The sequence below is a fragment of the Rothia sp. HMSC068E02 genome, assembly GCF_001813565.1.
Classification (GTDB): domain Bacteria; phylum Actinomycetota; class Actinomycetes; order Actinomycetales; family Micrococcaceae; genus Rothia.
Window position 1 is genome coordinate 1,000,434 of the sequence record NZ_KV812882.1, and the last position, 15,309, is coordinate 1,015,742.

Annotated in this window: 12 protein-coding genes and 1 riboswitch; all 12 genes read right to left on the bottom strand. The window is 63.0% G+C overall.

Annotated elements, in window-relative coordinates; translation table 11 throughout:
* Positions 1-192: 192 nt before the first annotated feature.
* The 12 genes from trpC to HMPREF2919_RS05610 all read right to left on the bottom strand — a co-directional run bounded on the left by trpC (position 193) and on the right by HMPREF2919_RS05610 (position 15,119).
* A complete protein-coding gene (gene trpC / locus HMPREF2919_RS05555) occupies positions 193-1,008 on the bottom strand; it encodes an indole-3-glycerol phosphate synthase TrpC (protein ID WP_005507463.1) in 816 nt (271 codons plus the stop codon).
* Between the two features lie 14 nt (positions 1,009-1,022).
* Entirely contained in the window at positions 1,023-2,633 is a 1,611-nt protein-coding gene (locus HMPREF2919_RS05560; RefSeq protein WP_070616439.1) for an anthranilate synthase component I, read from the bottom strand.
* Between the two features lie 314 nt (positions 2,634-2,947).
* A complete protein-coding gene (ribH, locus tag HMPREF2919_RS05565) occupies positions 2,948-3,424 on the bottom strand; it encodes a 6,7-dimethyl-8-ribityllumazine synthase (RefSeq protein WP_005506244.1) in 477 nt (158 codons plus the stop codon).
* 56 nt (positions 3,425-3,480) lie between these two features.
* Positions 3,481-4,317 (bottom strand): GTP cyclohydrolase II, encoded by an 837-nt coding sequence (locus HMPREF2919_RS05570; protein WP_141753037.1) that lies wholly within the window; start codon positions 4,315-4,317, stop codon positions 3,481-3,483.
* 8 nt (positions 4,318-4,325) lie between these two features.
* Complete coding sequence (gene ribB / locus HMPREF2919_RS05575) at positions 4,326-5,618, bottom strand: 3,4-dihydroxy-2-butanone-4-phosphate synthase (protein ID WP_070643175.1); 1,293 nt, start codon at positions 5,616-5,618, stop codon at positions 4,326-4,328.
* A 250-nt stretch (positions 5,619-5,868) separates the two neighbouring features.
* Entirely contained in the window at positions 5,869-7,179 is a 1,311-nt protein-coding gene (gene ribD, locus HMPREF2919_RS05580; protein WP_070666722.1) for a bifunctional diaminohydroxyphosphoribosylaminopyrimidine deaminase/5-amino-6-(5-phosphoribosylamino)uracil reductase RibD, read from the bottom strand.
* Positions 7,180-7,911: a nicotinamide riboside transporter PnuC gene (gene pnuC / locus HMPREF2919_RS05585; protein WP_044150500.1), complete on the bottom strand. Its 732-nt coding sequence runs from the start codon at positions 7,909-7,911 to the stop codon at positions 7,180-7,182.
* 387 nt (positions 7,912-8,298) lie between these two features.
* Positions 8,299-8,496, bottom strand: a riboswitch (FMN riboswitch).
* A gap of 1,289 nt (positions 8,497-9,785) precedes the next feature.
* Positions 9,786-11,057 (bottom strand): beta-ketoacyl-ACP synthase II, encoded by a 1,272-nt coding sequence (gene fabF, locus HMPREF2919_RS05590; RefSeq protein WP_049327098.1) that lies wholly within the window; start codon positions 11,055-11,057, stop codon positions 9,786-9,788.
* A 219-nt stretch (positions 11,058-11,276) separates the two neighbouring features.
* Positions 11,277-11,519 carry an acyl carrier protein gene (locus HMPREF2919_RS05595; RefSeq protein WP_005506250.1) on the bottom strand — a complete coding sequence of 81 codons (243 nt, stop codon included), beginning with the start codon at positions 11,517-11,519 and terminating at the stop codon, positions 11,277-11,279.
* A 204-nt stretch (positions 11,520-11,723) separates the two neighbouring features.
* Positions 11,724-12,749, bottom strand: coding sequence for a beta-ketoacyl-ACP synthase III (locus tag HMPREF2919_RS05600; protein WP_070629608.1), 1,026 nt, complete (start codon positions 12,747-12,749; stop codon positions 11,724-11,726).
* 115 nt (positions 12,750-12,864) lie between these two features.
* The gene (locus tag HMPREF2919_RS05605) at positions 12,865-13,764 is read right to left on the bottom strand and encodes an ACP S-malonyltransferase (protein ID WP_005506253.1); all 900 of its coding nucleotides are present in this window, start codon (positions 13,762-13,764) and stop codon (positions 12,865-12,867) included.
* Between the two features lie 251 nt (positions 13,765-14,015).
* Positions 14,016-15,119: a tyrosine recombinase XerC gene (locus HMPREF2919_RS05610; RefSeq protein WP_070666726.1), complete on the bottom strand. Its 1,104-nt coding sequence runs from the start codon at positions 15,117-15,119 to the stop codon at positions 14,016-14,018.
* Positions 15,120-15,309: the final 190 nt, after the last annotated feature.

A 15,309-nucleotide genomic window follows, 5' to 3' on the forward strand; every position in this document is an offset into this window, starting at 1 on the left:
CCCAGCGCCGCAGAGGGGGCACTCCCCCGCGAGCGGCGTCCGGTACGCCATCTCAAACAACTAACCCACGGAAGCCTCACTCCCCCGCGAGCGTTGTCCGATACGCCCTCTCTCAAACCCTAGCCCACGGAAGCCTCACTCCCCCGCGAGTGTGAACCGGTACAACCTCTCCCAAAACAACTAACCCACAGGCTATCGGGTCACAGGCACCTTGGAGAATTCACGCACGGTACCTTCGGGGTCGCCGGAGCGTACCAGTGCTTCACCGATGAGTACCGCATCGGCACCGGCACCGGCGTAGGCGCGTACGTCTTCGATGCTGGCGACACCGGATTCGGCAACCTTGATGACCGAGTTGGGCAGGTGCGCGGCCAGGGATGCGTAGTGCTCGTTGTTGACTTCGAGGGTCTTGAGGTTACGCACGTTAATGCCGACAATCTTGGCGCCGATGCGCTGGGCGACCTCGATCTCTTCAGGGGTGTGGGTTTCGACGAGGGCGTTCATGCCGAGCGATTCGGTGAGTTCGAGGAACTCGCGCAGGGTCTGCTCATCGAGGGCAGCAACAATCAGCAGAACCAGGTCGGCGCCGTGTGCTCGTGCCTCCCAGATCTGGTATTCGTCAACGGTGAAGTCCTTGCGGAGTACGGGGATGTTCACGGCGGCGCGCACAGCGTCCAGGTCGGCGAGGGAGCCGTTGAAGCGGCGCTGTTCGGTGAGTACCGAGATTGCTGCGGCGCCACCTGCTTCGTAGCGTGCGGCGAGCGCGGCGGGGTCGGGGATTTCGCCGAGCGCACCCTTGGACGGTGAGGAGCGCTTCACCTCGGAGATGATGCGTGCGGTCGTGCCGTTGCCGCCGCCGGGTACTTCACCGCGTAGGGAGGCGAGCGCGTCGCGGGCGGGTGCGGCTGCGAGGGCGCGCTTCTTCATTTCTTCGAGGGGAACCTGCTGTACGCGGGCGGCGAGGTCTTCGCGGACGCCGACAATGATCTCGTCGAGAACGGTGCTCATGGTGTCTCCTTGGGTTACTTGGTGGCGTTGACGGCTGCGTCTGCGTCCAGGGGTGCCAGGCCGGAGGCGGTCAGCACAGCGCGCAGCGGGGCGGCGGACTTGTTGACGGTTTCGAGGGTTTCGGAGTCCGGGTTGGAGTCCATGACGAGGCCCGCACCTGCCTGTACGTAGGCGGTGCCTTCCTTGAGTACGGCGGTGCGGATGGCGATTGCCATGTCCATGTTGCCGGCGAAGTCGAAGTAGCCGCATACGCCGCCGTAGACGCCGCGGCGGGTGGGTTCGTATTCGTCGATGAGCTGCATGGCGCGCGGCTTGGGCGCGCCGGAGAGGGTGCCTGCCGGGAAGGCGACGCGTAGCACGTCGTAGGCGCTGAACTGCGGGTCGAGTTCGGCGCTGACGGCGGAGGAAATGTGCATGATGTGGCTGAAACGCTCAATGATCATGAACTGGTCGACAGACACGGTGCCGGGCTTGGCGATGCGTGAGAGGTCGTTGCGTGCCAGGTCGACGAGCATGAGGTGTTCGGAGCGTTCCTTTTCGTCGGCGAGCAGTTCCTCGGCGAGTGCGAGGTCTTCTTCGCGGGTTGCGCCGCGCGGGCGGGAACCGGCGATGGGGTGGGTGCTGGCGATGCCGTCCTTGAGGGTGACGAGCGCCTCCGGGGAGGAGCCGACGATGTGGAAGGGGGTGCCGTTGCTGTCTTCAAAGTTGAAGAGGTACATGTACGGCGAGGGGTTGGACTGGCGCAGTACACGGTACACGTCGAGTGCCTTGGCGTTGGTTTCGGCTTCGAATCGGCGTGAGAGCACAATCTGGAAGACATCGCCGTCGATGATGTTCTTCTTGGAACGGTCGATGGCGTCCTTGAAGCCCTGTTCGCTCCAGGTGAGGGTGACGTCTTCGCGGACCTTACGGTCAATGTCCGCCACGCCGGAGAGAGTGGAGGTGGTTGCGGTGGCGCCGCGCTGCAGGCGGCGGAGCATGCTGTGCAAACGCGCGACGGCGTCCTCGTAGGCGCCGTCAACGTTTTCGCTAGTGCCGTTGAAGTTGATGGCGTTGGCGACGAGCAGGACGGTGCCGTCCTTGTTGTCGTGGATTGCCATGTCGGAGACCATGTTGAGCGCGAATTCGGGCAGGTTCACGTCGTCGGCGGGCGGGAAGGGCAGGTGCTCCCAGTGGCGTACGACGTCCCAGCCGAGGTATCCGACCAGGCCGGAGGTGAGCGGCGGCAGGGTCGGGTCGGGTTCGGTGTAGAGCATCTGCAGGGTCTTTGCGATGGCCTCTACGGGATCGCCGTCGACGGGTGCGCCGGCGGGGGTGCGTCCCTGCCAGTGGACTGCGCCGTCAACGGTGGTGAGGGTCGAGCGGGAGGATGCGCCGATGAAGGAGTAGCGGTCCCAGGCTGCGGATTCGCCTTCTGCGGAGATTTTGGCGGATTCGAGCAGGAAGGTGCCGTGGGCTGCTTCGACGGGTTCGCCCTGGTCGTTTTGGAGTACGAGGGATCGGTAGATGCCGATGGGGGTGAGTGAGTCGGCGAGGATTTTGATGTGTACGGGAATGACGCGGGTGCCGGCTGCGCGGGCGCGGAATTCTTCGAGGCTGGGGGTGATGGTGCCCAAATCCTGCATTGCTGTACTCCTTGGTGTTGGGTTGGACCTGCCGTTGCGTGACATGACAGTCGTGACATGACAGTGTGGGCATGCCAGCTTAGGGCATGTCGGCGCGGGTGTTGAGCCTAGTCAGCAAGGTATGCCGAGCCGGAGGTTAGCGCGTCAGTGCGCTGTCACCTCATGGCGTTCTGGCGCTGGGGCTCGGCACACTGTGACTCGATGTAGCTCTAGTGCCGCGCGTTGTTTCAGTTTAACCGGTACTACGGCCCAGTTCCACGGTGAAGATCAGAACGTTCTCTTCGTGAAACTGAGCCGCGTACCGTTCAGCCGTGTTAGTTGCTGAACTGCTTGAGGGTTGCTGCGGTCTGCAGTGCCGCCGCGGTCGCCTCGTAGCCCTTGTCTTCGTTGGAGCCTTCCAGGCCTGCACGGTCGAGTGCCTGCTGCTCGTTATCGCAGGTGAGCACGCCGAAGCCGATGGGGCGGCCGGTCAGCACGGACACGTCGGTCAGGCCGTTGGTTGCGCCCTGGCAGACGTAGTCGAAGTGGGGGGTGCCGCCACGGATAACCACGCCGAGCGCGACGATTGCGTCGAACTTCTCAGCGAGGCGGGTTGCTGCGACGGGCAGCTCGAAGGTGCCGGGAACGCGCACGAGGGTCGGCTCGATGCCTGCATCGCGTGCTGCACGCTGTGCACCGTCGATGAGGCCGTCCATGACCTGGGTGTGCCAGCTTGCCGCTACGATTGCGAGCTTGAAGCCCTTGTAGTCTTCGGGGTTGAGGGTGGTGTCTGCTGCGCCTACGCCGCTCATTGTGTTCTCCTTGTGGGGTTCTGGGTTTGTGAAAAGTTTAGTTTGCAGGGGTGCCGCTACGCGCTTTTGAGCACGTGGCGCATGCGCTCACGCTTGGTCTGCAGGTAGTGAGCGTTCTCAACTCGGGCGGGAATTTCATCCGGGATGAGTTCGGCGACCTGCAGACCGAGGCTTTCGAGCGCCTCCTGCTTGGCGGGGTTGTTGGTCACGAGCCTCAGCTCGTTCACACCGAGTTCCTGCAGGATCAGTGCCGCCTGCGAGTAGTCGCGCATGTCGCCGTCCAGGCCGAGCGCCAGGTTCGCGTCGAGGGTGTCGAGCCCGGCATCCTGCAGCGCGTAGGCGCGGAGCTTGTTGACCAAGCCGATACCGCGTCCTTCATGGTTGCGCACGTAGATGAGGTACCCGCCGGTGCGGCCAATGATGCGCAGGCCGTTCTCCAGCTGGGGGCCGCAATCGCATCGGAATGAACCGAAAATATCGCCGGTGGCGCATTCGGAGTGGATGCGCACCGCGGGCGCTCCCCCGTCCTCGGCGGGTACGGGGGTGCCGTCACGGTCGAGGGCACGGGCACTGAGGTGCTCGGCGCCGTCTGCGAATCGCCAGGCGCGCAAACCGAACACACCCTGCGGGGTGGGTACGGCGACCTCTTCGGTGCTTTCTACCAGCAGCGGGCTGGGGTTGGGCACCATGTCGAGGGGGCTGACTCGGTAGCCTTCAGCGAGCTGGGAGGCGATGCGCAGGGATTCGGCGCTGAGCTCTTCAACCTGCGCCTCAACCGACTCGACCAAGGTGTCCGCTGAGGGGGTGCCCGGCTCTGCCAAGGTGACAGCCGCGGGGGTGCTCAGCTCTGCGGGAGTGCCTGGCGTTGCTTGGGTGTTAGGGGTTTCGCTCATGCGTTCTCCTACGCCTTAGCTACGTACTTGATGAGGTCTTCGATAGAGATCATGGGCAGGTTGTGCTCGGTGGCGAAGGCGCGCAGTGCGTCGAAACGCATCATGGAGCCGTCGTCGTGCACGACCTCGGCGATAACGCCCACGCCGGACAGGCCCGCCGCGAGGGAGAGTTCCACTGCGGCTTCGGTGTGGCCGGGGCGTTCCGCCACGCCGCCGTCAACGGCGCGCAGCGGGAAGATGTGGCCGGGGCGGGTAATATCCGCCGGAGTGGAGGCAGCGTCCGCGAGGATCTGAACGGTGCGTGCGCGATCTGCCGCGGAGATACCGGTGCTCACGCCGGATGCCGCATCACAGGAGACGGTGTATGCGGTGCCCTTGGGATCCTCGTTGTTGGTGACCATGGGCGGCAGGTTCATCTCGTCGGCACGCTTGTTGCTCAGGGGTGCGCAGACCACGCCGGAGGTGTAGCGAATCATGAAGCCCATCAGCTCGGGGGTTGCGTGCTCGGCGGCGAAGATGATGTCACCTTCGTTTTCGCGGTCTTCGTCGTCAACGACGACTACGGCGCGACCTGCTGCGATAGCGTCCACTGCGGTCTGCACGCTGTCGAGGACGCTTGCGGCGTCGGCGCGACGCGGCGCAACCTGCTCACCGGAGTGCGCAGAGTCAGCCTGGGGCACGCCTGCGAACGCGGTCAGACGCTGCACATACTTAGCGAGCGCATCGGTCTCAAGGTTCACGCTGTCGCCAACCTTGAGGGCGCCGAGGTTGGTTGCCTTCAGGGTTTCGGGGATCAGGCCGACCTCGAACCATGCGGGGGTTTCGCCGGGCTCAGAAACGGCAGTGACGGTGAGGGACACGCCAGAAACAGCGATGGAGCCCTTCTCAGCGAGCAGGGGTGCCAGTTCGGTGGGCAGGTTGAAACGCAGGGTGCTCCACGCCTCGTGGGCGGTGACGGATGCGAGGGTACCTACCGCATCCACGTGGCCCTGCACGACGTGACCGTCGAGGCGGCCACCGGCGGGCAGGCAGCGCTCCAGGTTGACGGTGTCGCCGGGGTTCAGGTTGCCGAGGTTGGTGCGGCGCAGAGTCTCACCCATAGCGTAGGCGCGGAACTGGCCGGGCTGCAGCTGGTCGAGGTCGATAGCGGTGAGGCATACACCGTTGACGGCGAGGGATCCGCCGTGTTCGAGGTCGGCGACGATGTCTCCGGCGTTGAGGGTCAGGTAGGCTGCGTCGCTACCTTCGATGGGGGTGATGGATTCTACGGTGCCGAGGGCGCCAATGATTCCGGTAAACATGTGTGCTTTCCTTTTCTCGCCGTGTCCGCCGGGGCGTCGTCGTTGAGGGCGACGGGCGGCGATGGTTTGTTCGTCGGTATAACTATACGTATTTTTCGAATATTCCCCGTGACGGGGAGCTTTTGTGCCAGCATACGAACCAGCCGGCACAAACTAGCCGGGCGCAGGCGGGGGGTCCTTGAGGTACTACTCCCCCGCCCGCGCTCAACCCAAGCGGAGGCTAGTCCAGCCGCGACTAGTCCAGCCGCAGCTAATCTAATCTCGGTTCGGGCGCGTGGCAGGCGTCCAGCTTCGGCAGGGTACGCCGCTCACCCGGTTCCTGCGCCGTTCCGCGAGGTGCCGGCACCAGGTGCGTTGCGGTGTCATTACCGAGCACGCGCACCGCCGGGAACATGCCCAGATCGTCCAGTTGCAGGCGCGGTGCCTGCGCGAGGGTGTCCACGAGCAGACGGTACACGGCGCTCTTGCCCTGCCCCATGATCATGGGGGCGCGGTACCAGACCATCTCGTCGATGAGGTCTTCACCGGCGAAGAGGCCGACCATGCCGGGGCCGCCCTCAATCATGAGGTGCCGCACCCCGCGGGCGTACAGCTCATCGAGCAGTTCACGCGGGTCGTGGGTGAAGACCTGCAGGAAGTTCTGCGGGTCCGCCTCCACACCTTCGGGCGGGTTGAGACCGCGCACGCGGTAGTTCTCGGTAATCTCGGTTTTGCCCATGACCACGCGCAGCGGCTGCTTCTCGAAGCGTTCCCCGTTGGCGTCGCGCGCGTCCAGGGTCGGGTCGTCCATGAGGGTGGTGCGGGTACCGATCATGACGGCGTCGGCGCGGTGACGAATCAAGTGCCCGTCAATGCGCGCGGCGGGGCCGGTAATCCACTTGCTCGTGCCGTCAGCTGCCGCAATGAACCCGTCCAGGGTGGAGGCGCTCTTTGCGGTAATGAAGGGGCGGCGTTCGGCGGCGGCAATGAACCAGCGCTCATTCAGCTGGTAGGATGCGTTCGCGAACTCCTCCATGGCGTGCACGGTGACGCCCTGGGAGCGCAGGTAGGCGGCGCCTCCGGCAGCGTTTTCGGTGTCGTCGCTGTAGGCGTAGTAGAGTTCGCTGATGCCCGCCTCGGCGACGGCGTGGGAGCAGGGGCCGGTGCGTCCGGTGTGGTTGCAGGGCTCAAGGCTCACGTACATGCGGGCGCCGGTGAGGTCGGTTCCCGCGGCTCGGGCGGCGGCGAGGGCGTCGGCTTCGGCGTGCGGGGTGCCTGCGCCTCGGTGGTAGCCCACGTGTAGCAGGTGCCCGTGCGCGTCAGTGATGACGGCGCCGACGAGGGGGTTCGCGCCGCGGATACCCTGGCGTGCCGCCTGCAGTGCCAGGGTCATGGCTTCTGCGTGGCTGAGCTCTTGCTCGGGACTGGGTAGCTGGAGGGTGCGTGCGGCGGGCAGCCCCGCGAGGTGACCATACTCCGCGGCGGAGTAGTCCAAATCGTTGTGCGGCGAAGATACGCTCGGGGCGATGGTTACGGGCAGGTGCGCGCTCACCAGCACCTGCAGCGAGGGGTTCTGCGACATTTATGCACGGCCCTTCTTCACATCGGTTACCTCAACGGTCACGTCGGGGAACTGGGTCTGCACCCGAGTCTTCTGCGCCTCCAGGTTGCGGGTGCGCCACCAGACGAAGAAACCAACCAGGGTGAAGCATCCGTAGAACACGTACATGAAGGAGGTCGCGTAGTAGCCTGCGCTCCACAGCAGCGGCACGCCGACCAGGTCGACGGCAACCCAAATGAGCCAGAATTCAACCCAGCCGCGCGCCATGCCGTAGGTGGCGAGCAGCGAGCCGGTGAAGATCCAGGCGTCGGACCAGACGGGTTCGTAGGAGCCGAGGGCGCGGAAGATGGGGGTGAGCAGCAGGGTGCCCGCGACCATGGCGACAACCAGGCCTGCGCGTTCGGTGTTGGTAGCCCACTTGGGGATCACTGCGGCACCTTCGGAGGCGTCACCACCGGCTGCGCGGGTGGCACGCCAACGATGCCAGCCCCAGATGGACACTGCAATAAACATGATCTGGCGGCCTGCCTGGCCGAGCATGGTGACGGGGTGCGGGCTGCCGACGAGGGCGCCCAGGAAGACGGTGAGGAGCAGCAGGTTGCCGAGAATGCCGACAGGCCACGCCCATACTTTGCGTCGCATTCCGCCGAGCGCCGATGCCAGGCCGAATGCGTTTCCGAGAACTTCGCGCACGAGGAGGGACTGGTCCCCCACGTGAATTTGTGCGTCGAAGAGCCACCGCAAGATGTCCATTGTTTCTTTCCTCTCTGAGTTGGACCGTGTGTCGGATGCGCTGGGTGCGCATCTGCGGCGGCTCCGGGGAGAGGAACAGAAAGGGCGGCTACCGCGGGCCTCTTAGGGAGTGCCCGGTATCCGTGGTGAGGCGGGAGCGGCGAATCAGCTAACCGTAGCTGAAAACCGTGGCTGGCACCAGCCGGCTGCGGTCGAGGGGAATAACGTACCGGCACCTACGAAAGGTGCCTCTCCCCTGTCTCACAGAAAGCTGTCTCTCAGAAAACCGCTGTGCTCTCGAGTAACAGCTTTTTCGAGCAACAGTTTTCTCAAGCAACCGCGTCAGTGCACCCTGCATGCTATCCCGGTTTTCGGGAGGTGCGGCGGAGTGCGCTCCTGCCTTTTTCTGCTCGTGCTACCTTCCATCCAGACTGTACTGTCGGCACCGGATTTTCACCGGTTCGGCCTCTCTTGCGGGCGGGTGCCTCCAGCGGATTCTTATCCCCGACTGTGGGGCGTGGAATCATGTGAGTTTCACCTGCCTGCGAGAGCGGTTCGCGGGCTGTGACCGCCGGTTCGGAATTTCACCGACCCCGGAGCACGATGTTGATACTGATTATGCCACAGCGCATGCCGGGGTTTTAATTTGTTTTCTCTGGGATAACTTCCGTGACAAGATGACGTTTTATGACTGTACTCTCAGCGCGTCTTCAAGACCCTCTCAACAAGCCCTCGCGGCAGTCACTTGCGGGACCGTTTTGGAACCCGATTCTTCAAGTTTTCGGGGATGATTTATCACGGTTTCATAACGGTGGAGAGCACCAAACAGACCAAAGAGTTATGAGGACCTTCTGAGGGGTTACCCAGAACACATTGAACACCCGTCAATACCTTTATGACAAGGAATTATAACAATAAGGTTAAATTATTGGTTTAAGGTTTACTCCAGGGGTGATTTAAGGTTATTCTTATCTACAGGAGCTCCCATCACCGATAAACCGGTTCCGTTGAGAGCGACATGATTCGGACCATCCGAGCACTCACATCAAACCCTTAAGCTTCTGCCATTTGAAGCTGGAAGACTACTCCGTGGACTGCATTCTTTGGATAGTTTTCGACGCAGCATCTGCGCGCACTAAACTGCGCGGTTTATGCGGCACACGATGCTGAGGTGCTTCACCATCGGGAGGCAACCACACCGAATTGTTTTTCTCAACGGAACCGGCGTGGGAGCTCTTCCGAATAAACTTCCGGAAGAACGCGTAGCGTGCGCCTTTGTAAACCTTTACGAGGGGGCGTTGTGCGTGTCGAACGGTCATAGACTCCCATTCTTCTGTCGTCGCCTACCGTGGTGCGCGATGGGGGTTACGGGAACCTTGCGGGATGGTTGATCCCGCGCGCTCTGCATTGTCTTGTGGAGTGTGGTGTGTTTGGGTGGCGTATTCGCAGTGCCGGAGCGAATACGCCACCCGTTTTTAACATCTAAAACAGGGGCACCCCAGACTGAGGCAAGCTAGCCTGAGAAGGAAACCCCGCACCAAGCCACCCATATTCCCTACCCCAAGGGATTGGCGCGTTACCTCTGAATCCCAACCACAGACCAACCCCTATATAAACCCCACCGAGGGGTAGGCGACCTAGAGGGCGTACCGGACACGCGAGGCGGGGGCTCCGTCCTCGAAGCGCCCCCAGGCGCTGAAGAGGGGGCACTCCCCCGCGAGCGTGAACCGGTACAACCTCTCCAAACAACTAACCCACGGAAGCCACACTCCCCCGCGAGCGGCGTCCGGTATGCCACTCTCTCGTAAACGCATTCAGAAAACGTAACGCTCCCCCAGCTACACACGGTAGTTGAGGGAGCGTTATATCTATATAAGGCTAGAAGCCCTGAGGGATTAGCCCTCTACGGAGCGGAATGCTACAACCGCGTTGTGACCGCCGAAACCGAAGGAGTTCGACAGTGCCACAATCTCACCAGCGGGCAGCTCGCGCGCCTCGGTCACCACGTCCAGGTCAATCTGGGGGTCCTTGTTGTCCAGGTTGATGGTGCAGGGTGCGGTGCGGTGGTGCAGTGCCAGTACGGTGAGTACGGCTTCGAGTGCGCCCGCGCCGCCGAGCAGGTGGCCGGTCATGGACTTGGTTGCGGAGACGGCAATGTTCTTGGTGTGCTCGCCGAAGGTTTCGTGCATTGCGGTTGCTTCGGGCAGGTCACCGGCGGGGGTGCTGGTGGCGTGCGCGTTGATGTGCACGACGGTCTTCGGGTCGATGTTGCCGTCTTCGAGGGCTTCGCGCAGTGCACGGGTTGCGCCGAGTGCTGCGGGGTCCGGTGCGGTGATGTGGTAGGAGTCAGCGGATACGCCGGTGCCTGCCAGTTCCGCGTAGACGCGTGCGCCGCGTGCCTTGGCGTGCTCTTCGGATTCGAGGATGAGGGCTGCTGCGCCTTCACCCATGACGAAGCCGTCGCGGTCGACGTCGTAGGGGCGGGATGCCTTTTCGGGTTCGTCGTTGCGGGAGGAGAGTGCCTGCATCTTGGCGAATGCTGCCATGGGAAGCGGGTGGATTGCTGCTTCGGCACCGCCGACGATGACGACATCTGCCTTACCGCTGCGGATCATTTCAGCACCGAGCTGCATGGCTTCGGTGGAGGATGCGCATGCGGAGACGACGGTCTGTGCTGCGGCGCGTGCCTTGAGGTTCATGGAGACGGCTGCTGCGTTGCCGTTGGGCATGAGCATGGGAACGGTCATGGGGAGGACGCGGCGGGGGCCCTTTTCGCGGAGGGTGTCCCATGCGTCGAGAAGGGTCCACACGCCGCCGATACCGGTGCCGAAGGCTACGCCGGTGCGTTCGGGGTCGACTTCTTCTGCGGAGTCGGCGTCGGGGCCGGAGAACCCTGCGTCTTCCCATGCTTCGCGTGCGGCGATGAGGGCGAGCTGGCCCGAGGGATCCAGGCGCTTTGCTTCTACCTTGGTGAGGCGGCCGGATTCGAGGGCGGGCACGGCGAGCTGGCCTGCAATGTATACGGGCAGGTCGTATTCCTTGACCCAGGGGTGGTCGAGGGTGGATACACCAGATACGCCCTTGGTTGCGTTTTCCCAGGTGGTGGGGACGTCGCCGCCAATGGGGGTGGTCGCGCCGAGGCCGGTCACCAGCACTTTTCGAGACATTGTGGCACTTTCTCTTCGGTGGTCGATTTGGTGGTTTATCCGGTGGTGTGTGGATAAAAACCTGTTGGACCCGGGGTTTACAGTGGGCGTTTTCACGCCGTGGAGAGTGCAGTCATCGCACCCTGTGTGTTCCCGGGGGTATGTTGGATTGAAAGCTGAGTGAATAGCGATGCGGCGCGGGCCGGTGAGAGCCCGCGCCGCCTCGTTATTGGTTATAGCTTAGGCAGCGTTCGCGATGAACTCGACTGCGTCGCCAACGGTCTTGAGGTTCTGGACCTCTTCGTCCGGGATGGTCACCTCGAACTTCTCCTCAGCGTTCACGACGATGGTCATCATCGAGATGGAGTCGATGTCCAGGTCCTCGGTGAAGGACTTGTCCAGCTGAACGTCCTCAACCTCAACGCCGGTCTCTTCGTTAACGATCTCTGCCAGACCTGCGAGGATCTCTTCCTTGTTAGCCATTCAGGGGCTCCTTTGTTTTTTCGATGGTCATCGCACCCGCCGGGTGGGGGTACGCGTGCATTACCGAGTTTATCGTGTCTGCGTGGTGTACGCATGCGTCAACTCGGAGTTTGTGGGGATGCTTTCCCGCTTTCTTTTCTTTCTCGCGCACCGGCGCTGTGCCGGTCGTGAGGGGCGGTGAGCATCGGGCTCCGGTGGTTTTCCTTAGGGAAGGACGACTACCTGAGCTGCGAATGCCAGGCCGGCACCGAAACCAATCTGCAGGGCGAACTTGCCGGAGAGTTCCGGGTTCTCCTTGAGCAGGCGGTGCGCGGCGAGGGGGACCGATGCGGCGGAGGTGTTACCGGCATCGACGATGTCGCGTGCCACTGCCACCGTGTCGGGAAGCTTGAGGGTCTTGACCATCTGGTCAATGATGCGGGCGTTTGCCTGGTGCGGGATGAGCGCGCCGAGCTCGTCGGGGGTGATGCCGGCGGTTTCGAGTGCCTGCTTGGCGACCTTCGCCATTTCCCATACTGCCCAGCGGAAGACGGAGGGGCCGTCCTGACGCAGGGTGGGCCAGATCTTTTCGCCTTCTTCGACGGGGTTTGCAACGAAGTCGCGGTTGCGGATGTCCAGCAGGGAGTGGGTCATGCCGACGGTGCCCCAGCGGGAGCCGTCCGAACCCCAAACGGTCGGGGCGATGCCCGGCTCGTCGGAGACGCCTACGACTGCTGCGCCTGCGCCGTCGCCGAGCAGGAAGGAGATGGTGCGTTCGGTGTTGTCGATGAAGTCGGAGAGCTTCTCAACGCCGATGACCAGCACGTGCTTTGCGGTGCCCGCGCGGACGAGGGCGTCTGCCTGGGCGATGCCGTAGCAGAAACCTGCACACGCTGCGGAGATGTCGTATGCGGGGCACTTGGAGCCGATTGCGTCGGCGACCAGGGTTGCCAGGGAGGGGGTTGCGTAGGGGTGCGAGATGGTCGAGATGATGACCGCTTCAATATCCTCGCCAGCTACGCCGGATGCTTCGAGGGCGTCCTTTGCGGCGCCGATGGCCAGGTCGGTGACGGACTGGTTTTCGCTGGCGCGGTGGCGGGTTGCGATGCCGGTGCGCTGCTTAATCCACTCGTCGGAGGAGTCGATTGCCTCAACAATGTCATCGTTGGGGACGATGACCTCGCCGCGGGCTGCGCCGTAACCGAGGATGCGGGAGTAGCGGTTGATTTCGTACTGCTTGAGGGTAGTCACGTATTCAATCCTTAGTGCTGATGCTCGCAAGACACTGTGTGCCTCGCAGGTCTAAAGTGCATGTCTAGTGTGAAGGGTTCCCTGTGCGGGGAGGGCGGGGGCTCTCCCCCGGTGTTTAGCCCTTCAGCGAGGCGAGGTCCTCGGGAGTGTTGATGGAGGTGCCGGGCACGCCGCGCATCGCGCGCTTTGCCAGGCCGACCAGGGTGCCCGCGGGGGCGACCTCGATAATGCCGGCAACCTCACGCTCGAGCAGGGTTGCCATGCACAGGTCCCAGCGGACGGGGCTGGTGACCTGGGAGACGAGGGTCTTGACGAACTCTTCACCGGATGCCACGGCGGAACCGTCGCGGTTGGTCAGCAGTGCGGAGGTCGGGTCGGAGATCTGCAGGGATGCGGCGAACTCTTCCAGAGCGGGCACGGCGGGTGCCATTGCCTCGGTGTGGAATGCGCCGGCGACCTTCAGGGGGATAACGCGAGCGCGTGCGGGCGGGTTCGCGGCGAATGCTTCGATGGCGGGGATGGGGCCTGCGGCTACAATCTGGCCGCCGCCGTTGGAGTTTGCTGCGACGAGGCCTGCTGCGTCGATGGCTTCGCGGACGTTTTCTTCAACGCCACCGAGTACTGCAGCCATGCCGGTCGGGGAGGCGGCTGCCGCCTCCGCCATGCCGTTGGCGCGCACGCGCACGAAACGCATTGCGTCTTCGTCACTGAGTACGCCCGCGAGGGCTGCTGCGGTGATTTCGCCGACGGAGTGGCCCGCGAAGATGAGCTCTTCACCGTCGAGTTCGCGCAGGGCGAGGCGACCGGTGACGATGCCTGCAGCCACGATGAGAGGCTGGGCGATTGCGGTGTCCTTAATGGTTTCTTCTTCGGCTTCGGTGCCGTAGTGAATCAGGTCGATGCCTGCCGCTTCGGAGAGTCGTTCCAGGTGCTCACGCACACCTTCAATCTCGAGCCAGGGGCTCAGGAAGCCCTTCTTCTGGGAGCCCTGTCCGGGGCAAACGAGTGCGCGCATGCGGTGCGACCTTTCTGGTTTTTAGTACTCGTACGCGGTGCCGTTATAGAGACGGAGACCACGGTTAGTCTGTTACCTATGCTACCTTGTTCAGCCACCCTGTATAAACATCACTGTGCAGAAACTTTGGGCTGCGCGGGATATTTAGGCAGACGTTGAACAGTGTATAGCTTAGATTGAACTCGTCCATTCGTACAACCCGAACGGGCAAGGTTCAAATAGAGAGACAGCTAACTTTCGGGTTGTCACCCCTATGCTCGCGGATGCGCCCGCGCGTACGTCTCCGCCAAACGCTTCATCGACACGTGCGTGTAAATCTGCGTGGTCGCCAACGAGGAATGGCCCAGCAGCTCCTGCACCGAACGAATATCGGCACCACCATCGACCAGGTGAGTCGCCGCCGAATGACGCAAAACGTGCGCACCCGACGCCTGAGTATTCTCCACCGTGCGCAGCAGGCGGGTCAGGTCCTCACGAATCTGACGGGCATTCGCACGCCCACCCCGAGGGCCAATAAACAGCGCCGTCACGCCCTGGGACCCTTCCGGAATCCACTGCGGACGACCATAGGACACCCAACGATTCAACGCCTTAAGCGCCGGGGTACCCAACGGCACCACGCGCTCCTTATTGCCCTTACCCAGCACGCGCACCGTCTTATTCGCCCGGTCCACGCTCTGCAAATCCAGGCCCGTCAGCTCAGAAATACGCATGCCCGAGGCGTACAGAACCTCAACCACAGCTTCCAGGCGCAGCAGGCGCGCATCCCGAGGATCCTGCGCCCGACGCTCCTGCAGGGTAGTCAGCAGCTGGTTCATCTGCTCACGGCTCAGCACCGGCGGCAGGTGATTCTCACGCTTGGGGGTGCGCATACCGCGGGTCGGGTTGGCGTGCACCAGCTCCTCCTCCTGAGCCCAGGTGAAGAACGTGCGCAGGGTCGAACCGCGGCGCGCCACCGTAGAACGAGCCGCCTGCCGCAGATATAGCGAACCCAACCACTCACGAATCAGGGACGCATCAATGCTGTCCAGATGCCGCACACCGCGGCGCGCCATATAGCCGAAGAAGCCCTCCAAATCAGAGATATACGAGCGGATCGTCTCTTCAGAACGGTGCTTCTCATAGCGCAAAAAACGCTCAAAACGGTCCAGGACAGGGCGGAACACCTCACCGGAAACCCCTAGCGCCGATTCAGGCAGTGCAGAATCAGGTAGAGCAGAGCTCTCTACTTGCTCCGGCGCAAGCGTGCGGGTGTAGGTCACCGGCAGGGTCGTGGAGGGAGCCTCGTCCCGGTAATCTTCCCGGCTTTCGTTCCGGTTCTCAGCCCGGTTTTCGTGCTGGCGGGCGGGGGTCATGCGTCCCTCCTTTCGGGTTTCGGTCTGTCGACATTTTCTCCGCGCGTCTGCTGATAGCGCAGCGGCGGGGTAGGCTCCGCGCAAGTATGCGCAAGCCTACCCCAATTGTAGAGAGGTTCCACGCTCTCCACGTGCTGCCTTGTTATGACCGGCCGTCCCGTCATGCCCGACCGCCGCAACCCGCTACTGC

Coding starts and splice junctions, on each gene's coding strand:
- trpC (WP_005507463.1), bottom strand. CDS start 1,008: ATGAGCACCGTTCTCGACGAGATCATTGTCGGCGTCCGCGAAGACCTC.
- HMPREF2919_RS05560 (WP_070616439.1), bottom strand. CDS start 2,633: ATGCAGGATTTGGGCACCATCACCCCCAGCCTCGAAGAATTCCGCGCC.
- ribH (WP_005506244.1), bottom strand. CDS start 3,424: ATGAGCGGCGTAGGCGCAGCAGACACCACCCTCAACCCCGAAGACTAC.
- HMPREF2919_RS05570 (WP_141753037.1), bottom strand. CDS start 4,317: ATGAGCGAAACCCCTAACACCCAAGCAACGCCAGGCACTCCCGCAGAG.
- ribB (WP_070643175.1), bottom strand. CDS start 5,618: ATGTTTACCGGAATCATTGGCGCCCTCGGCACCGTAGAATCCATCACC.
- ribD (WP_070666722.1), bottom strand. CDS start 7,179: ATGTCGCAGAACCCCTCGCTGCAGGTGCTGGTGAGCGCGCACCTGCCC.
- pnuC (WP_044150500.1), bottom strand. CDS start 7,911: ATGGACATCTTGCGGTGGCTCTTCGACGCACAAATTCACGTGGGGGAC.
- fabF (WP_049327098.1), bottom strand. CDS start 11,057: ATGTCTCGAAAAGTGCTGGTGACCGGCCTCGGCGCGACCACCCCCATT.
- HMPREF2919_RS05595 (WP_005506250.1), bottom strand. CDS start 11,519: ATGGCTAACAAGGAAGAGATCCTCGCAGGTCTGGCAGAGATCGTTAAC.
- HMPREF2919_RS05605 (WP_005506253.1), bottom strand. CDS start 13,764: ATGCGCGCACTCGTTTGCCCCGGACAGGGCTCCCAGAAGAAGGGCTTC.
- HMPREF2919_RS05610 (WP_070666726.1), bottom strand. CDS start 15,119: ATGACCCCCGCCCGCCAGCACGAAAACCGGGCTGAGAACCGGAACGAA.